Raw genomic sequence first — 18,812 nt, forward strand, 5'->3', positions numbered from 1 at the left:
ATGCTAAAGCAAAATATAACAAAAAACCTTTACTTGTAAAGGATTGCAAAGTTAAAACCTTTTACATTCCCAACAAACACTTAACAAACCTTTTTTTAATCTTTTTAAACTAAAGGGAAATACTTTTTTAAAGCATTATAAACAATAATATAACAACAATGAATAATGGACAATTGACCATGAACAATTGATAACTTAATAATGGACAATTTTCTTAGGGGAGAAACCCTCAAGCCATTCAGGTGGAAATCAGCACAGCAGCACAGACATGAAGAACGTCAGATAGAAAAAGCGTCGCACTTGTGAAGCCTATAGCATCGAAAAGAAAAAGCTGATCGTAACAGTACCTAAACAAAAACATGGGACTGTATTTTCATTGCATACGCTAAAACCTCCGTGTCTATTGGTACCTTCGTGCCGCCGTCGTGAAAAAGGGGCAACCAATAAGACAACAAAACACCAAAAAGTTTTCCAAAACGTTGTGAAAAAATCTAAAGCCGATGCCAAAATATTAGCTTAGAACAAATATAACTAAACCAAAACGATACTCAGAAAATGAAACCAAAAAATAAACAACTCGAAAAACAAAACTCAAAACAAAATCTCAACGCCTCGGCTTTTTATAAATAGGAACCGTACTACAAGGTTCTCCATACATAATACTCGAGGCATAAGGTCTTAACCTACGGGTAGTTTCAACAAACATGTATTCAGGCACCTTCAGGTCGGCGCAGCCTTTAATGACCACCTTTGCATCCTGAAATTCAGAGAAATCCACTTTTGCCAATGCCTGATGAACTAACGCCTTTTCCAAATCATCCGGCCCGCCAAAGACCACCAGATTGGCATAGGGTTCCAGTTTGCTGGTAAGCAACATATAAGCCCAGGTGGGGACAATTGCCTCGGCAGAGCAGATCAAACTTACATTTTTATCTTTATATTGCTCCCATTCATGTTGTTTGATGAATGTTCTGAAATCCTTTTCTTTTAAAATCAATCCTTCATACAGGTTATCTTTTATATCGTAAATAACCCGCTCTTTTCGGTCAAGAAAATTTTCCAGATCCAGCGTAATCAATCTACTGTTAGCAACCTTGTTTACAATTATATCTTTCTCTTCCATATCTTTAATGACTTTCATATTAATTAAACAATTGAACTATTTTTTTGGTTTTCCGGCTTTGAAATCTTTTAGATAAAAAGGCTCAAAATAGGCTACATCTTCAAAAATTTTTTGCTCAAATTTCTGAGAAGCAATGCATCCGATATGCATAGCCGATGGATTTATTCCTTCCAAAAAAGCGGCATGTTGTCGGTGCCTCAGCACTTCCCGGCATTTATCAGCGCCATTTCCGAAAAACAGGATTTTCTTGTCAGACAAATAATCTGCAAAACTATGTTCATCCATTATCCTGGCATGCGTCTCCTCGATGATTTCCAGCCTGTGATTCATAAGCAGGCAATAAACCTCCATTCGACGCGCGTCGATCATGGGACATAGCAAGGCTCGATCGTAATTAAAACGGTTACAGCCGTAAGCCATGGCCTCCAATGTGTTGACAGCGATCACCGGTTTATCAAGCCCGTAACTCAGTCCTTTTACGGTAGAAGCCCCGATTCGGAGGCCTGTGTAAGAGCCAGGGCCCATGGAAACAGCAAAAGCCGAAATTTCATCCATTAAAAAATCACATTGCTTTAAAATATCGCTAATTAATATAGCAAGCAAGCTGGAATGGGACTTCTCCAGAAAAAGCTCTTGACAAGCCAGCAGACGGCCATTCTGATGAAGGGCCACAGAACAAATTCCGGTGGATGTTTCAACACTGAGAATAACGGACATTTTTACTTTTGCTTCAGGATAGTGTCAGTATCATGACGCAAAAATAAAAGAACGAATGATTAAACCTGCATTCGTTCCTTATTCCTGTTAATATTTTTACTTTGCTCAGCTACCGCTTAACAATTCGCTATACCCCGATAAATCATTAAGAATTTCGATGCTTTCCAGGATATCGGGATCATAATCAAAAGAAGCCTCCACAATGCCTTTCTGCAGATAGTATCTCGAAACGATTTCTTCTTCCAACATAAATTTTATTTGCTTTTTGAATTTTACGAGATCCAACTCTTTCTTATGACTGACCTTTTTTCGGAGCTCATTGAGCTGATCTTCAATGGCACTGAAATATTTTTCCTTTTCGGCTACTTTTTTTAACTCGTCCAGTGTACTTTCCACCTTGGTAGTGTAGTCATATTCTTTCGTATTGACCCACTTCATAAACTTATCATACTCCGCATCAGATATTGAAAACTCCTTGGCACTGGCTATTTCCGGATTTTCGTGGCGGTAAATGTTGGCATACTCAAAAAGCAATGACTTATTGACCAGACTTACTGTAATAGGTGCCAGATAGCTTCTTTTTACAGGAATATCCGGATCTATGCCCCCACCGTCATAAACTACCCTTCCATTTTTGGTTTTAAATGCCACTTTAAGCGAATCCGGGATTTTTCCCACGCTGCCATCCGTGTTTCTGTGATTATAATCGATTGCCTGGATACACCGGCCGCTGGGGGTATAATACTTGGCGGTTGTGACTTTCAACTGGGAGTTATAAGAGAGTGGCCTTGTCGCCTGTACCAGCCCTTTTCCAAAAGACTTCTGCCCCACCAAAACACCCCTGTCATAATCCTGCATTACCCCTGCCACAATTTCTGAAGCCGAGGCACTCCGGCTACTGGTGATTACCACCAAAGGTATTTCTATATCTACCGGGTTATTCAATGCCTTATAAGATTTATTCCAGTCCGTTACTTTACCCTTCGTTGTAACCACCTCACTGCCTTTGGGGATAAATACATTGGATACGTTGACCGCTTCGCTTAATAATCCTCCCGGGTTATCCCTTAGATCCAAAATAATTTTTTTAGCCCCTTTTGATTTCAAATCAATTACGGCATTTTTGACTTCCTTCCCTGCATCGGTAGTAAAATCCTGCAGTTTCAGATAGCCAATATCATCGGTTACCATTCCAAAATAAGGCACATTGTCAATGGTAATTTTTTCTCTTTTGATTTCAAGATCAAACTCCTTATCTCTGCCGTAACGCTTGATAGTCAGGTTCAGCTTGGTATTCGCCTGGCCCTTCAGCAAGCGGCTGATCTCCGTGGTCGACTTATTGGCCACTTCAATTCCATCGATCTTTACTATTTCATCTCCAATAATTAATCCATTTTGATGCGCAGGAAATCCTTCATAAGGCATAATGATCAAACTTTTCCCATTCCTTTTTCCTACCAATGCACCGATACCTCCATACTGGTTGGTGGTCATGGTCCTGTAATCCTCAATGTCATCTTCCGGAATATAATTGGTATACGGATCCAGGTTTTCCAGCATCGCGTCAATTCCGTTTCTGATTATTTTATTCGGATTGACGTCATCCACATAATAGGTGTTTACTTCCTTATAAAGTGTGGCAAAAATGTCCAGATTTTTCTGTATTTCGAAGTAACGGTCACCTGGTAAAGATACAGCGACAAAAACCAACAAGCCAATAACAAAAAGTGCCGGAATAATTAATTTCTTCTTTTTTCCAATTCTAGTCATAATGAACGGATTATTACCTACTTTTTTTTAAACGAATCAAAGAAGCTATAAGTTTATCTTCAATGATTTTATAGTCATATACTTTTTTCCCAACGTAAATATAAGCAATTAGCAGCGGAAGACCCACAAAATCCGGTTTTAATAACAGGTGTTTATTAAGCCTGTAAGCTTCTTTGAGCCTTCGTTTGATTTTATTTCTGGTAACTGCCTTTTTGAAGTTTCTCTTAGGAACAGAAAAAAGTACCTTGTGGTAATACCCGGCATCCTCAGGAGTAAAGTGGAGAAATATCACCTTAAAAGGATACAAATAAAAAGAGGAACCATGTTTAAACAGTTCCCTGATTTCTTTTTTGCTGCTTAACCTTTCTTTTTTGGGGAAGGTGTGACTGATTTTCTTTCCCTCATCGTCTAGCATAGGGAATGATGTAAAAGAAGCACACGCTTCTATAATTACTTTAAATGAGTCCGTTCGTCTGAAACAGTCAGCTTCTTTCTGCCCTTCGCCCTTCTCCTTGCCAATACAGCTCTGCCATTTGACGTTTCCATACGGGATTTAAAACCGTGCTTGTTTTTTCTTTTTCTTTTAGAGGGCTGATATGTTCTTTTCATTTTTTTTCACTTTATGAATTCCGGGCTGCAAATTTATAAAGCTTTTTTTAATTACCAATGGGCAAAAAATAATATTTGAGTTATTTTAACAATTAATCCCCTGGAATTTTTATCATTGGTTTCAATAGCAAATTAAAAGAAGTTTTTAGCATGAAGTATGTTATCTCCTATCAAAATCCCCATCAGCACTTAGTGGATATCGAATTGGTGATTGAGCATATCCTTCAACCGCAGGTTATTGTAGCACTACCTGCCTGGAGACCCGGGCGTTACGAACTGGGGGATTTCATACAAAATGTTCAAAAACTCAGGGCAACGACCCTTTCCAATGAAAGCTTGCCGGTTAAAAAAATCAAAAAAGACCATTGGGAGATTGATACAATGGGCGCAGCCAGCATCAAGGTAAAATATAATTACTATGCTTATAAAATGGATGCCGGCAGTTGTTGGCTGGACGAAGATCAGCTCTATCTGAATTTCATCAATTGCCTGATATTTGCTCCTGACCGTGTGGATGAAACGTGCACTGTCAGCCTGGAAATTCCTGAAAACTACCTGATCGCCTGTGGCCTGGAAAAGATAAAGGAAAGACAATTGATAGCCAACAGCTTCTACCATTTGGTAGATAGTCCCTTAATTGCCAGCAGTCAGTTGAAACATTTTTACTATAACCTGGACGAGACCAGTTATCATCTGTGGATTATGGGACGGTGTAACTTTGACTGGGACAGGATTAAGGTCGATTTCATAGCGTTTACAAAGGAGCAATTGCTGGTGATGGGAAAATTTCCCTGTGCGGACTATCATTTCATGTACCAGATGTTACCCTATAAAATGTATCATGGTGTAGAGCACTACAATTCAACTGTCATCGCCCTGGGTCCGGGAGAATTGATCAGCCAAACCCCGCTCTATGAAGATTTTCTGGGTGTCAGCTCCCATGAGTTGTTTCACACCTGGAACGTTATCCGTATCAAACCCAGGGAATTTGTACCTTATGATTTTACCAGGGAAAACTATTTTGAAACAGGCTATGTAGCAGAGGGCTTTACTTCTTATTATGGTGATTTGTTTTTAGTGAGAAGCGGAGTTTTTGACAAAAGATGGTATTTTGGTGAACTGAAGAAAATGTTAATCCACCATTTACAAAACTTCGGTCGTTTTAATCTTTCATTAACGCAATCTTCGTATGATCTCTGGGTAGATGGCTATAAAAATGGTGCCCCTGACAAAAAAGTCTCCATCTACGTAAAAGGGGCGTTGGTAGCCATGTTGCTCGATTTAAAAATAAGGCAATCATCAGCAGGGGAAAATAGCCTGGACAACTTAATGCAGCGGCTTTGGGAAAAATTTGGAAATGTCAGGCAGGGTTACATTTCCAGTGATATTTTGGCGCTTTCCAATGAGTTGGCGGGCAGCTCTCTTAACAGCTTTTTTGCTCATCTTGTCGAGGGGGTGACACCTATCGAATCGTTCCTGACCGCATTACTTGACTATGTCGGGTGCGAACTAATTTCCATATTGCCCGACAATTTATTTGAAAGTAATTTTGGTTTTAAAACCACCGGAAAGGGAAGTTATCACGTTATCCATCGGCTTCATCCCGATTCACCGGCTGCCCAACAGCTATCTGTCGATGATGAAATTATTGCTATAAACGGACGCAAGGTCACAGAAAATTTGAACTCCCTTATTGGAGATCAAAAACAGCTTACCCTTACCTTATTCCGGCTCAACCAACTGCAGGAAGTCACGATAAGCCATCACGGACAATCTTATTTTATGGATTATGAAATCAGGCAGACTCCTGACCCCTCACCCCGGCAGCGGGAGAGTTTTGAAAAATGGTTAAAAGCCAAATGGTAATTTATCTAAAGGTTAAACCGCTTCCACCGCTTCCATGTACGCTTCGACCGGTATACAACTGCAAACCAGATTTCTGTCACCATAAGCGCTGTCAATTCTGCTGACAACGGGCCAGAATTTGTTGTTTTTTACAAACTCCAACGGATAAACAGCCTTTTCCCTCGTGTATGGATAACTCCAGTTGTCAGCCAACGCCACCTCTGCGGTATGAGGGGCATTTTTAAGGACATTATTGTTGGGATCAGCCACCCCGTTTTGCACTTCGGCCATCTCGTTTCTAATTTCAATCAGGGCCTCACAAAATCTGTCGAGTTCGTCTTTAGTTTCACTCTCGGTAGGTTCGATCATCATGGTACCGGCTACCGGAAATGAAACGGTAGGTGCGTGAAATCCATAATCCATCAATCGCTTGGCAATATCTTCCACCTCGATGCCATATTTCTTGAATTCGTTACAATCAATAATCATCTCATGGGCAGCTCTGCCATTAACACCTGTATAGAGTATTTTGTAGTGAGATTCAATTCGGCTCTTTATGTAGTTTGCATTTAAAATGGCAATTTTTGTGGCATTCCGCAGGCCTTTCATACCCATCATGGCCATATAGGCATAGGAGATAAGCAATATGCTGGCACTGCCGAATGGTGCGGCAGATATGGCAGAAATCGCGTTTTCCCCACCGGTAGGAATGACCGGATTACCCGGTAAAAACGGTTCCAGTTCCTTGGTGACGCAGATAGGTCCCATGCCCGGACCTCCTCCTCCATGAGGAATACAAAAGGTCTTATGTAAATTCAAATGGCAAACATCGGCCCCAATGTTTGCCGGACTGGTAAGTCCTACCTGGGCATTCATATTGGCACCGTCCATGTATACCAATCCGCCATATTGATGAATAACTTCGCAAATCTCTTTGATGGATTCTTCAAAAACACCATGCGTGGAAGGATACGTAACCATTAAAGCGGCAAGGTTGTCCTTGTGTTGCTCAGCTTTTAATTTCAAGTCATCTACATCTATGTTACCCTTTTCGTCACATTGAACGATGACTACCTTCGTGCCAGCCATTATTGCACTTGCGGGATTAGTTCCATGGGCCGATGAAGGAATAAGGGTAATGTCACGATGGGATTCACGGCGGCTCTGATGATATGCCCTGATTACCATCAATCCGGTATATTCTCCCTGGGCACCGGAATTGGGCTGTAACGAGGTAGCAGCAAAACCTGTAATTTCATTGAGCCAATCTGACAATTCATTACACATTTGCTGGTAACCCAACGCCTGGTCTACCGGTACAAAGGGGTGCAGTTGACCAAATTCAGGCCAGGTAACCGGGATCATTTCCGAAGTCGCATTTAACTTCATAGTGCAGGAACCAAGGGATATCATGGAATGTACCAATGACAGATCCTTATTTTCCAGCCGCCTTAAATACCTCAGCATATCATGTTCAGAGTGGTATGTACTAAACACCGGATGACTAAGAAAGTCAGATTTTCTTACCAAAGCGGCATCCCAGGAAAGGTTTATGGATTCACTTTCTTTTTCCAGGTCAAAACCGCTCAATTCTTTGCCAGCCACACCGGCAAAAATCTGTAATATTCGATTGACGTCGGCCACCTCGCTGGTCTCATCCAGCGAAATGCCAATTTCAGGCCCCTCAAAATACCTGAAATTCACACCCTGATCTGTCGCCCGGATCCTTATTTTTTCTTTGAGGCCGTTATCTGTGCAGTTAATCTTTAAGGTATCAAAGAAGTTTTCGTTGGACTGGTCGTATTTCAAATAGTTCAATCCTTTGTTCAGCAACTGTGCGAGACCATGAATTTTTAAGGCGATATTTTTTAACCCTTCTTGACCATGATACACGCCATACATACCCGCCATCACCGCCAGTAAAACCTGAGCAGTGCAAATATTGGAGGTAGCCTTCTCCCGCCGAATGTGTTGTTCCCGGGTTTGTAATGCCATCCGATAGGCCTTTTTGCCATTTTTGTCTACCGATACCCCAATGATCCTTCCGGGTATTTGTCTTTTGTAAGCCTCCCTGGTAGCAAAATATCCTGCATGCGGCCCACCATATCCCATCGGCACACCAAATCGCTGTGTAGTACCGACTACCACATCGGCACCCATCTCTCCGGGAGGTACCAATAGGGTCAAACTCAGCAAATCTGCAGCCACTGCTACCAGAACATTCCGTTCCCTGGCATTGGCAATGAACGACCGCTGATCAGAAATCCGGCCATTATTATCAGGATATTGAACAAAAATTCCATAGATATCAGGGCGATCGAGATCCACCATGGTCATGTCGCCAATCTCCAGATCGATACCCATCGGTTCGGATCTTGTCTTCAGTATATCCAAGGTCTGGGGAAATACATGTTGGTCGACAAAAAAAGTATTGGCTTTCTTTTTAGTGCCTTTTCTAACGGCATACAACATTGACATAGCTTCGGCGGCAGCCGTGCCCTCATCGAGCAATGAAGCATTGGCAATTTCCATGGCGGTTAAATCCATCACCATAGTCTGAAAATTCACCAGTGCCTCCAGTCTGCCCTGCGCAATTTCTGCCTGATAAGGCGTATAAGCGGTATACCATCCGGGATTCTCCAGGATGTTTCTCTGAATAACCGTAGGGGTAATTGTATTGTAATACCCCATGCCAATATAAGAAGAACTAATTTTGTTCTTTGAAGCCAGTTGCTTGAATTCTTTTAAAAATTCATGTTCACTTTTGGCTTCAGGTAAATCGGGATCAGTCTTTAATCTGATGTTCGCAGGAATGGTTTCATCGATCAACTGATCGATAGAATTAACCCCTATTGTTTCCAACATCTCCTTTATCTGTAAGGAATCCGGTCCATTATGCCTTCTTTCAAAGCGTTCTTTCTTCTTTAAATCTATTTTTATCATCTAAATAGCCTAATTATGGGTCATATCGCTTAAAAAGCACAAAGGTATAATTTATTTGTCATATTAGCTGATGATTTTCAGGTGAATTTTTTGCGATGTTCACATTATCAAAAATTAGCGCCATTCATATAATTTACTTGAAGAAAAATACCTGTTTAGTACTTTTTTTGTAGTAACATTATGAAAAACCCAAAAGTATTAAGTTATGAAGAAAACAGTTACGGCCCTGGCTTTTTGCTGTGTTTTTTTTACTGCCAAAGGTCAGGAAAACATTATCGATCGATATGCCGGTACCATTACCAAGGAGGATCTGAAAGACTACCTGTCTATCCTGTCATCTGATGCGCTGGAGGGGAGAGAGACGGGAACACGGGGTCAGAAAATGGCGGCGGCTTTTATTAAAAGCCATTTTACCGAAATTGGATTACAACCCGGTGTCGGGAATTTGAATCCACCGCAATACTTTCAGGACGTACCTCTGGAAATATCCAGCCCCGGGGAAACCTATTTAGTGGTTAACGGTCAAAGAAAAGAAAACTTTCACGAAGTGATTTACTACGGAACCCAGGACGTTCCGGAGGAATCGGAGATAGAAGTTGTTTTCGGTGGTGACGGACAAAATGAGGTACTCAAATCGATGGATTTGAAAGATAAGGGTTTGGTGGTCTTCAACAAGGCAGGCTTCCAGGCCTACAGTACTATTCGAAAAAAAATTCAGGAGATGGGCGCCAAGGCGTTGCTGGTGGTAAACACGGACAGCATTGAGGCGTTCAACAAGCTGGCCAGACAATTCGAAAACTATATGGGTAAAGGAAGTTTACAGCTCCCTTCAAAAAATACGGACGAACAAAATATCGGTGTGTTTTTCCTGCCACCGGAACTAGCCGCGGAAATACTGAACAATGATGTGGACCATATTGAAAAAGCCATTGAAGCACAGAAAGCCGGTGACAGCAAGGCCTTTAACAAAATAAAACCTGGAAAAATCGGGTATAAAATAACCAGGGAGGTAAAAACTATCGTTTCCGAAAATGTGCTCGGCTACCTGGAGGGAAATGAAAACAAAGAAGAATTGATCATAATCACTGCACATTACGATCATATAGGACGAGTCGGCGATGAAATTAATAATGGTGCTGACGATGACGGGTCAGGGACAGTTGCTGTCATGGAAATAGCCCAGGCTTTTGCCGAAGCAAAACAAAACGGCCATGGCCCCCGGAGGAGTATACTCTTTATGGCTGTTACCGGAGAAGAAAAAGGGTTGTTAGGCTCACAATATTATGTGGAAAATCCGGTCTATCGCCTTGAAAATACGATGGTGAACCTGAATATCGATATGATAGGAAGAATCGATGCTAAATATGAAGCCCATCATGATTATGTTTATCTGGTAGGTTCAGACCGGCTGTCGAACGAATTGCATGAGATAAGCGAAAATATCAATGAAAAATATACAGGCTTAAAACTGGATTACACTTACAATGATGAAAATCATCCTGACAGGATTTACTATCGCTCAGATCATTGGAATTTTGCTAAAAACAATATCCCTGTTATTTTTTATTTCAATGGCACCCACCCGGATTATCACCGTCCCACCGATACGGTCGACAAAATTGCCTTTGAAACCCTGCAAAAGAGGGCCAAACTGATCTTTCATACCGCCTGGGAACTGGCCAACCGGGAAAACAGGATAGCCCTGAACAAACAATGATCCGGTCATAAATGGTTCTAAAAGGAAAAGTATTCTTCGATCGAAGAATACTTTCACTTACATATAAAATTTAGGGAATTTATTTCAAAATATTTAATCAAGACTTGAGGAGCAGGCGGGAGCCTGCGTCCTCAAGATCTTCTTTCAACCAGCTATGGAAAGAATGTTGAATTGAGACTAACAATTCAACTGTATAAAATTAGTAAAATTAGCTACACTAATGAACCTTATTTAGACAAAAGTATAACCAAATTCGACTAACAGTCATAAAAACAGGACTAAACTTATCTCCGTTTTTTCTTCTTCTTAGATGGTTTTGCTCGTGCCCGGTTCTTTTTTTCATGAAAAGCACCCTTGAAATCAGGGTTCTCCTTTCTCTTGAAATGATCGATTTCCCGGTCCAATAGCTGTTTTTCTTCCTTTGAGGCCTCTTCCAGGGTCACTTCAGCAGGCAGGAGATGTTTGGGAATTTGCTCACGGATTATTTTTTCGATTTTTTCGATATGAAACATTTCGGCAGGGTTAGCAAAGGTGATAGCCACCCCCGTGCGTTGAGCCCTTCCGGTTCTGCCAATACGGTGTACATAATCTTCATAAATCAAGGGGACATCAAAATTAATAACATGCGAAACACTACTGATATCAATGCCCCTGGCGGCCACACCGGTGGCCACCAAAATGCTGACTTCACCTTTTCTGAAGGCTTCAATCGCATTAATCCGTGTATTCTGACCTTTGTTGGCGTGAATGACCCTTATTGGTGTATCGAGTTTTCTTGACAAAAACTTAAAGATATTATCGGCATGTGCCTTTGTTTTAGTAAAAACAAGCAGCTTTTGGACTTCGTCCGAATGCGTGAGCAGCCAGTAAAGCAGGTTAACTTTGGTACGGAAATTAGGAACCTCATATAATCTTTGTTCCACAAGGGCGGCCGGTGTGGCCTGCGGGCTTATCTCTACTCTTTCCGGAAACTCCAAAAACTCATGGGAAAGCTCAACCACCTTTGGGTGCATAGTAGCAGAAAACAGCAAGTTTTGCCTTTTAGTGGGAATCACCTCCAAAATCTGCCGGATTTGCGGCATAAATCCCATATCCATCATTTTGTCGGCCTCATCCAGCACCATTGTTTTAATTTGTTTGACCACTATTTCTCCCCTGCTGTACAAATCGAGAAACCTTCCGGGCGTGGCAATCAAAATATCCACCCCTCTTTGCAACGCTTCAATTTGTAGTTTGGGACCTATGCCACCATAAAGGGCTGTATATCTTAAATCAGTATAGATAGCCAGAAGCTTCACATTGTCTTCGATCTGCATAACCAACTCCCGGGTAGGAGCCAGGATCAAAGCCCTGGGATTATTTCCCTGCGCAAACTTTACCTTCATTAACAGAGGCAGCACGAAGGCCGCAGTCTTTCCGGTTCCGGTTTGAGCAATACCGATCACATCATGGCCCGCGAGAATAAGAGGTATGGCCTGCCGTTGAATCGGGGTAGGTTCACTGTATGAAGCCTCCGCAACCGCATGCAACAACTGACGATTCAATTTAAAAACATCAAAAGATTTATTTTCAGGTACCATTATTTTTCCGCTCAAATTCCCCAAAAAAACACTCCCGGAATTTAATTTATAAATTTTGATTCCGGTAACTTGCCAATATTTATTTTAAACGCTACACATGCAAAGCATTTTAATTCTGAACGCCAATATAGTTAATGAAAATCGCATATTGAAAAGCGATGTTTACATAAAGGGCGAATTTATCGAAAGAGTTGAGCATAATTTATCACATTTAGCTACCGACAAAGTAATTGATGCCAAGGGAAAATATTTGTTGCCCGGGGTTATTGATGACCAGGTGCATTTCAGGGAGCCTGGGATCACCCATAAAGCCGACATTTTTACCGAATCGCGAGCCGCAGTAGCAGGCGGGATAACCACTTTCATGGAAATGCCCAATACAGTTCCAAACGCACTTACCCAGTCATTGCTGCAGGATAAATATTTGATAGCAGAAAAAACTGCGCTGGCCAATTACTCTTTTTACATGGGGGTTTCAAACGACAATTTTGATGAGGTCATGAAAACAGACCCAAAAAATATTTGCGGAATCAAAATATTCATGGGAGCATCTACAGGCAACATGCTGGTAGATAATGAACAGACCCTGGAAAGGGTATTTGCCAATGCCGGTATGTTAATTGCTACACATTGCGAGGATGAAGCAACCATCAAGGCGAATATGGCCCTGTACCGGGAACAGTATGGTGAAGAAGTTCCCGTAAAATTTCATCCCCTGATCAGAAGCACGGAAGCCTGTTATAAATCTTCATCCTTTGCCATGGGTTTAGCCAAAAAACATGGAACAAAGCTCCACATTCTCCACCTTTCCACTGCCAAAGAAATTGACCTGTTTGACAATTCGATACCACTCAAAGACAAAAAGATCACCGGTGAGGCCTGCATACATCACCTATGGTTTAACGACAGTGACTACGAGGAAAAACAGTCATTGATAAAATGGAATCCAGCGGTCAAAACAGCGGAAGACCGAAATGCGGTTTTTAATGCCGTGCTCTCTGACCACCTCGACGTTATCGCTACAGACCACGCTCCGCATACATTGGAAGAAAAACAAAATACTTCTTATTTCAAAACCCCTTCCGGGGGACCTCTTGTTCAGCATAGCCTCGTAGCCATGCTTGAGTTTTATCATCAGGGAAAAATAAGCCTGGAAAAAATTGTGGAGAAAATGGCCCATAACCCTGCTATTTTATTTGAAATAGAAAAAAGGGGTTATGTCAGAGAGGGCTATTTTGCTGATCTGGTGTTGGTAGATACGGATGACCCGTGGCAGGTTTCGGGAGAAAACATGCTGGCCAAGTGTGGCTGGTCGCCATTTGATGGTCAGGTTTTTAAATCAAAAGTTAGCCATACCATTGTGTCAGGGCATTTGGCCTATGAGGAAGGGAAATTTGATGAAGGCAGAATGGGTAAAAGGCTGACTTTTGACCGGTAAATAACTTCGGCAAATATTTATAGCTTTTGTTTGTAAATTAAATGGTACTATCTAAATTTGCAATCCTGTTTATGGATTTGGTGGTTGTAGTTCAGTTGGTTAGAACGCCTGATTGTGGTTCAGGAGGTCGTGGGTTCGAGTCCCATCTTCCACCCTTTTGATTATCAAGTAGTTACAAGACGTCTGTAACTACTTTTTTTATGCCAATTAGGTGATTCTAACGTTTTTCTAACGTTTTTGAAAATTTGGAGTTTTTTTCTTGCCAAGGCATGCAATGTATGGCAGATATAGTTAAAGGACCGTCCAGGCCACAAATTCCAAATGAAATAGTTAAAGGGGGGCAGTTATAAAAATTGAATATGCATTGGAAATGACACCTTCCACATGGCCATCCTTAACACATGATATTGAGAACTTATGCCCTTGTGGAGTACGCAAATGCCGGTGATAGATTTTGACAAATTTACACGCCTCGCGAAATGGTATAGGATATATTTCAAGGCTCACTCAGTAATTCTTTTTAAAAATCCCTTCTTCCGTTTCAGCACCAATGTAAACAGGCTATCGGCTCTGGAGCCGGGATTTTCGAACCTGATTTCAGCAATAGCCCGCTTTCTTTTGAAAAGATTGAAAGGGGCTTTTCCGGGTCTTTTGTAATAGTAAAAAATGTCAAAATTGTGAATGACCCGATAATCTGCTATCAGGGTATCAAGAGTCGGGAGGAATATTCCTTTAAATTTCAGGTCCGGTTTATTAAGGACAAATCTTTTAGCTTTAAGAGGTTGAGGTCCGTTTATCCGGTAGATGGTATCCCTGGTAGAGGTTTGAATGGATCCCGAGGTAGAGGCTTTTACAGTGGAATAGCTGATTAAATTCTTCCGGAGATTACCTACTTCTCTTTCAATTGTTCTTTTAAGATCCTCTTTCAACACCAGTCTGGCATTGACAGCACTGATCTCGGCTATTTCAGCGCGTGCCCGGTTTTTTCCAGCTTCATCCCTCCATATACTGATCTTCTTTTCCTGAGTGCGGTAGACCTCCTTAAAATCATTAACTTTTTGTTTTTCGCTCCTCAATAAATACCAAAGCATACCTACGGCGATCATGAGGAGCAGAGGACAATATCTTTTTAGAATTGCAAAAAGTTCTATAAACACCATTATCGTTTACTTTTTGTTAAAATTTTCCAGGAGCATTCGAACATATTGGTTAGTATTCTCTACTTTTTCGAGTAGCAGCTCATATTGCTTTTCCATAGTAGTCTTAAGCGTCTCCCAATAAAGCCGGCTTTCATTTTCCACCTTTATAATTTGCTTTTGTAGCAGATCCTGCTCCTTGGCATGCACTTTCAAATCGTCATATTTTTTCTGAAGCTCTACGGTAGCATTCATGGCCTCTTTCGAGTTCCGGACGGACTCTTTATGTTCCAGGTACAGGTTTCTTAAAAAGAAAGCAATGATCCCAATAAATGTTACCACAATAAATCCTAAAATGGACAAAATGGGTTGGCTTATATTTTGGAACATATTATTCATCATTAACTGCGGTCGTTTTTTGATTTATGAGTTGGAAAGTTTCATTCCTGGCATTCCCATCAATTGCCTTTTGAGAGATGTTATACCTTATTCCCGTTACTCCATATCGATTTTTGGTAGTTAAGGCATAATTATTCAAAAAACTATCATCCACCTTCACCACTTCTATATTAATACCGGCATCAAATAGCGGGGCTGTACCACCCCTGATCATCTTTTGAGTAGTACGCTGAAAAATGACTATAAATATGGTATTGGGATAAGCCTTTCTGAGCCTGTCAAATTCCAGAGAGGGTACACCCACTTTGTTCCAGCTATCAAGAATGATCACATCAAAATCATTTGCGGCCTCTTTTATTGTATCGAGGCCTTTGGGGAGCTGATCGGCAATAAAAATATTTCTCAGGTTTGCAGGCCGGAGATACTCCTCCCGCATCCTTCTGATAAGGTCAGATTTTCTTCCAATTTCAAGAGAAAAAATAGCTACCCTGTTTCCGAGGTCCGAAAAAGCATCAGCAAGTTGATAAGCGAACCGGGTTTTACCACCTCCCTGATCGCCCTCAATGGTCATGGCCAACTCGAATCGCTCCATGTCCCCTAGAAATTGCCCTAAATCACCTTTTAGTCTGAAAGAGTCCAAAGAAGGCTCGTTATCAATTTTATCCATTGAGTCAAAGATCTGGACGTCTCTTTTTTTTGTTTTTACCGGAATTACATGATGGTCATGGATGTTATTCAAGCCATTTAAGTAGTCGATAGATGGAGATGGTCCGGTAATTATTTGCTTCAATTCGCCTAACCATTGTTTATTGATGCTGATCCTGACAGATCCGTTTTCAGGCAGCATATTATGCCGGTTAATGAGTTTTTGCTGGATCTGTTCGATATGATTGGAGAAAGGGGAGGATTTCCTGATTTTTTTCCCGATAATGGCCTGTTGCAGGGCCTTTATAAAATCAGCTATTTGTTGCTTCGATTGAATTTGATTGTGAAGGCTAACAAATCGTTCAATGAATTTTACATCTCCGACACATCTTTTTTTTGACTTAGCATGCCCCAATCCTTTCGATTTTTTCCCTGCAAGGTACTCATTCAGCTTTTCAACATAAAGGTCCAGCGTTTCACGAATGACCTGGTCTTCGTTGTACAGATGACTGGCTTCAGTGAAAAAACTATGGCCTTCCTGCAGCATGGCAGGCAGTGATTTTATATCGATCCGCTCAATGTGGTTAGGATAATTAGCAACAGAAATCATGGTAACAATAATAGGCATGGAGCTCTATATGACTTCGGCTTGATTCGGGATTGGTCGGGTTAATCCTTGATTAAAAAATAAAATTCACTTTTTGCCATAAGACCTTGTTTATCGAATATATAAGTTAAAAAAATGAGTCATCTGGTCGTATTGATTTGATTGACAAAAGTCTGGCAGGCCGAAAAAGTTAATTATTGAAGCTGCAGGCCCAGTTTCAAAGCCCGGGCTCTTATGTGAAGGTAGCTGATACCTGTCCCGGTAAGAGACGTACGACCCGGTTCTTTTCGATGGTTTTCCAATATTTTGAGAATGTCATAATTGGCTGTAAGCACCTCGGTTTTTACCTTGTCGGTTTGGTAGGTAACAGCAATTTTTTTTGAAACCCAATGGGTGAACCAATGGTTCTTTTTCGAATACTTCTCTAAAACCCCCGATGGATAACTGCTCAGTAAAAACTTGCCTTTGATTTTTTCCAACAGCTTAAGGAGATTAACAAAATCCTTTTCTGTATATCCTTTGTAGAATGCCATATCAGAGTTGAAGTAAGGTGGATCCAAATAGAAAAAAACATCTTTGGCATCCCTGCTTTTAACGACCCGCAAAGCATCACGGCATTCAATATGCACCCCTTTTAGTCGCTCGCTGATCGCTGGAGTAAATTTCAGTTTCTTATTGATGAATTTTTTTAGCGTTCCGTTGCGGTGACGTTCATAGGCATACCCTCCAAATATCACCGATCCAAAACTCATGGTGGTCTGTACCCAAAAAGCCCAGGCCCTTTCTAATTGATCATATTTATCAACATGCTTTAATATGTATCGGGCCTCCCGGTGGACCATACGGCTGTGAGGGGTGGATTGGATCAGCCTGTTCAGAAGATTGAAATCTGTTTTACAAACCCGGTAGAAGTTTGCTACATCTTCTTTCAGGTCATTGATGACTTCCTTTCTACTCTTTTCTTTAGCAAAGAAGACGGCCCCGCCGCCCACGAATGGCTCACAATAAAGTTTGTGGTTGGGAATTAAGGAAAGAATGAGACCAGCCATCGTTTGCTTTCCACCATAGTATGAAATAGGTGTCTTGTTTATACCCTCTAATGGGGATTCTAAAAGGCCATTTAGGAACCCCACCTCATATTTAGTATCGCCTATTATATTCTTACCCACTTCCCTCACCACAGGAACACTCACAGCATTGCCCAATAAATGATACCTGCGGCTATCACTTATTTCCCGGGGTTCTCCTTCGAATATTCCTTTGCTCGTCCAACCGTCCGGGAAGCCTTGCAGGCGTTCACATTCTAGTGGTGTTAACTTGCGAATGGCTGTTATATAGGCAAGAAAGTTTCCATGATTGGGATTACTGGTTATTGTTGCCATTTTTCCACCTGGCCGGACTATATATTGCTTTTCATCAAACGGCAAATAGTTTTTTCCATTCTCCTGTTTTTTTCTTTGGAGAGCTTTTGCTTTTTTAATAGATCGTAACGGGTACCATTTCCTTCCTCCTAAAAGATGACCCTTATCATGACCTTTAATGCAACTGGAAGACTTATCTTTTTTAAAAGTTACGTTTTGGCCTTTATTTTTTTTAGTCCCCCTTAACATAATGATATAAGGTGAAAAATGGGCGCTCTCTCCAACTTTGGTGTCTATTGTCGGAGCAATATTGGCTTTCTCGATATTTTTAGACTCTCCAGGATTCGTTTGGTGGTTTTCCCCGATAGGAAATACCTGCGGTCTGGGTTGGGTTCTAACAGTTCCGACAACGTACACCCGCTCTCTATTTTGGGGGAGAAACCAGGAAGTATTAAGCAATTGCCATTGGATGTCATAAATCCCAAGTTCGGTGAACGATCTAAGTACGATCTCAAAGTCTTTGCCCTTGTTACTGGAGAAAAGCCCCCGGACGTTTTCAAAGATAAAAATACCGGGTTTAAGTTCATCGATAACTCTAATTGCTTCAAAAAAGAGGCGACTTTTCTTCCCTTTGATGCCTTTCCTTTTTCCAGCAATGGATAAATCCTGGCATGGAGATCCGAATGTAACGACATTTGGTTTTTCAATTTTTCCTTTTTTAATGTTCTCAATGGCTCCTAAACATATAGAAGTTTTAAAATTGTAGCGATAGTTGGCTATCGCGTATTTATCAATTTCACTGAAGTAATGCTTTTTGAAAGTAAAACCGGCCTTGGATAACCCTTTGGGAAATCCACCTATGCCACTAAAGAGATCAAGTAAAACGATTTCCTTGTTTTTCATCTTTGGGGGTAATAAGAGG

At 41.2% G+C, this 18,812-nt stretch carries 14 protein-coding genes and 1 tRNA gene; 4 read left to right on the forward strand and 11 right to left on the reverse strand.

What is annotated here, in order from left to right:
* Window positions 1–604: 604 nt before the first annotated feature.
* The 5 genes from AC04NP_RS27935 to rpmH all read right to left on the reverse strand — a co-directional run bounded on the left by AC04NP_RS27935 (window position 605) and on the right by rpmH (window position 4,219).
* The gene (locus AC04NP_RS27935) at window positions 605–1,141 is read right to left on the reverse strand and encodes a DUF2480 family protein (protein ID WP_482863379.1); all 537 of its coding nucleotides are present in this window, start codon (window positions 1,139–1,141) and stop codon (window positions 605–607) included.
* A gap of 18 nt (window positions 1,142–1,159) precedes the next feature.
* Window positions 1,160–1,840 carry a tRNA (adenosine(37)-N6)-threonylcarbamoyltransferase complex dimerization subunit type 1 TsaB gene (gene tsaB, locus AC04NP_RS27940; RefSeq protein WP_482863380.1) on the reverse strand — a complete coding sequence of 227 codons (681 nt, stop codon included), beginning with the start codon at window positions 1,838–1,840 and terminating at the stop codon, window positions 1,160–1,162.
* Window positions 1,841–1,945: 105 nt separating this feature from the next.
* Window positions 1,946–3,610, reverse strand: coding sequence for a S41 family peptidase (locus AC04NP_RS27945; protein ID WP_482863381.1), 1,665 nt, complete (start codon window positions 3,608–3,610; stop codon window positions 1,946–1,948).
* Between the two features lie 13 nt (window positions 3,611–3,623).
* A complete protein-coding gene (rnpA, locus tag AC04NP_RS27950; protein ID WP_482863382.1) occupies window positions 3,624–4,025 on the reverse strand; it encodes a ribonuclease P protein component in 402 nt (133 codons plus the stop codon).
* A gap of 35 nt (window positions 4,026–4,060) precedes the next feature.
* Complete coding sequence (rpmH, locus tag AC04NP_RS27955; protein ID WP_482863383.1) at window positions 4,061–4,219, reverse strand: 50S ribosomal protein L34; 159 nt, start codon at window positions 4,217–4,219, stop codon at window positions 4,061–4,063.
* A gap of 150 nt (window positions 4,220–4,369) precedes the next feature.
* On the opposite strand from rpmH, the gene AC04NP_RS27960 reads away from it, so the two are divergent.
* The gene (locus AC04NP_RS27960) at window positions 4,370–6,085 is read left to right on the forward strand and encodes a M61 family metallopeptidase (RefSeq protein WP_482863384.1); all 1,716 of its coding nucleotides are present in this window, start codon (window positions 4,370–4,372) and stop codon (window positions 6,083–6,085) included.
* A gap of 12 nt (window positions 6,086–6,097) precedes the next feature.
* Here the strand turns inward: AC04NP_RS27960 and gcvP are convergent, their stop codons facing one another.
* Entirely contained in the window at window positions 6,098–9,004 is a 2,907-nt protein-coding gene (gene gcvP / locus AC04NP_RS27965) for an aminomethyl-transferring glycine dehydrogenase (protein ID WP_482863426.1), read from the reverse strand.
* 208 nt (window positions 9,005–9,212) lie between these two features.
* Between gcvP and AC04NP_RS27970 the strand changes: the two genes are divergently transcribed.
* Window positions 9,213–10,724, forward strand: a complete 1,512-nt coding sequence (locus AC04NP_RS27970) for a M28 family peptidase (protein WP_482863385.1) — start codon at window positions 9,213–9,215, stop codon at window positions 10,722–10,724.
* A gap of 284 nt (window positions 10,725–11,008) precedes the next feature.
* Here AC04NP_RS27970 and AC04NP_RS27975 read toward each other — a convergent pair whose 3' ends face one another.
* Window positions 11,009–12,304: a DEAD/DEAH box helicase gene (locus AC04NP_RS27975; protein ID WP_482863386.1), complete on the reverse strand. Its 1,296-nt coding sequence runs from the start codon at window positions 12,302–12,304 to the stop codon at window positions 11,009–11,011.
* A gap of 97 nt (window positions 12,305–12,401) precedes the next feature.
* Between AC04NP_RS27975 and AC04NP_RS27980 the strand changes: the two genes are divergently transcribed.
* Together AC04NP_RS27980 and AC04NP_RS27985 are read left to right on the forward strand one after the other, a co-directional pair.
* On the forward strand, window positions 12,402–13,742 hold the full coding sequence (locus AC04NP_RS27980) for a dihydroorotase (protein ID WP_482863387.1): 1,341 nt from the start codon (window positions 12,402–12,404) through the stop codon (window positions 13,740–13,742).
* A 79-nt stretch (window positions 13,743–13,821) separates the two neighbouring features.
* Window positions 13,822–13,897, forward strand: a tRNA-His gene (locus AC04NP_RS27985).
* Between the two features lie 348 nt (window positions 13,898–14,245).
* Here the strand turns inward: AC04NP_RS27985 and AC04NP_RS27990 are convergent.
* From AC04NP_RS27990 to dcm, 4 genes are all read right to left on the reverse strand, one after another.
* Window positions 14,246–14,902, reverse strand: a complete 657-nt coding sequence (locus AC04NP_RS27990) for a hypothetical protein (protein WP_482863388.1) — start codon at window positions 14,900–14,902, stop codon at window positions 14,246–14,248.
* A gap of 6 nt (window positions 14,903–14,908) precedes the next feature.
* Complete coding sequence (locus AC04NP_RS27995; protein WP_482863389.1) at window positions 14,909–15,280, reverse strand: hypothetical protein; 372 nt, start codon at window positions 15,278–15,280, stop codon at window positions 14,909–14,911.
* A complete protein-coding gene (locus AC04NP_RS28000; RefSeq protein ID WP_482863390.1) occupies window positions 15,270–16,550 on the reverse strand; it encodes a hypothetical protein in 1,281 nt (426 codons plus the stop codon). The genes AC04NP_RS27995 and AC04NP_RS28000 overlap by 11 nt, the downstream gene beginning before the upstream one ends.
* A 173-nt stretch (window positions 16,551–16,723) precedes the next feature.
* Window positions 16,724–18,793, reverse strand: a complete 2,070-nt coding sequence (gene dcm / locus AC04NP_RS28005) for a DNA (cytosine-5-)-methyltransferase (RefSeq protein WP_482863391.1) — start codon at window positions 18,791–18,793, stop codon at window positions 16,724–16,726.
* Between the last annotated feature and the right edge of the window lie 19 nt (window positions 18,794–18,812).

The sequence above is a fragment of the Agaribacillus sp. DX54 genome (assembly GCF_056858335.1).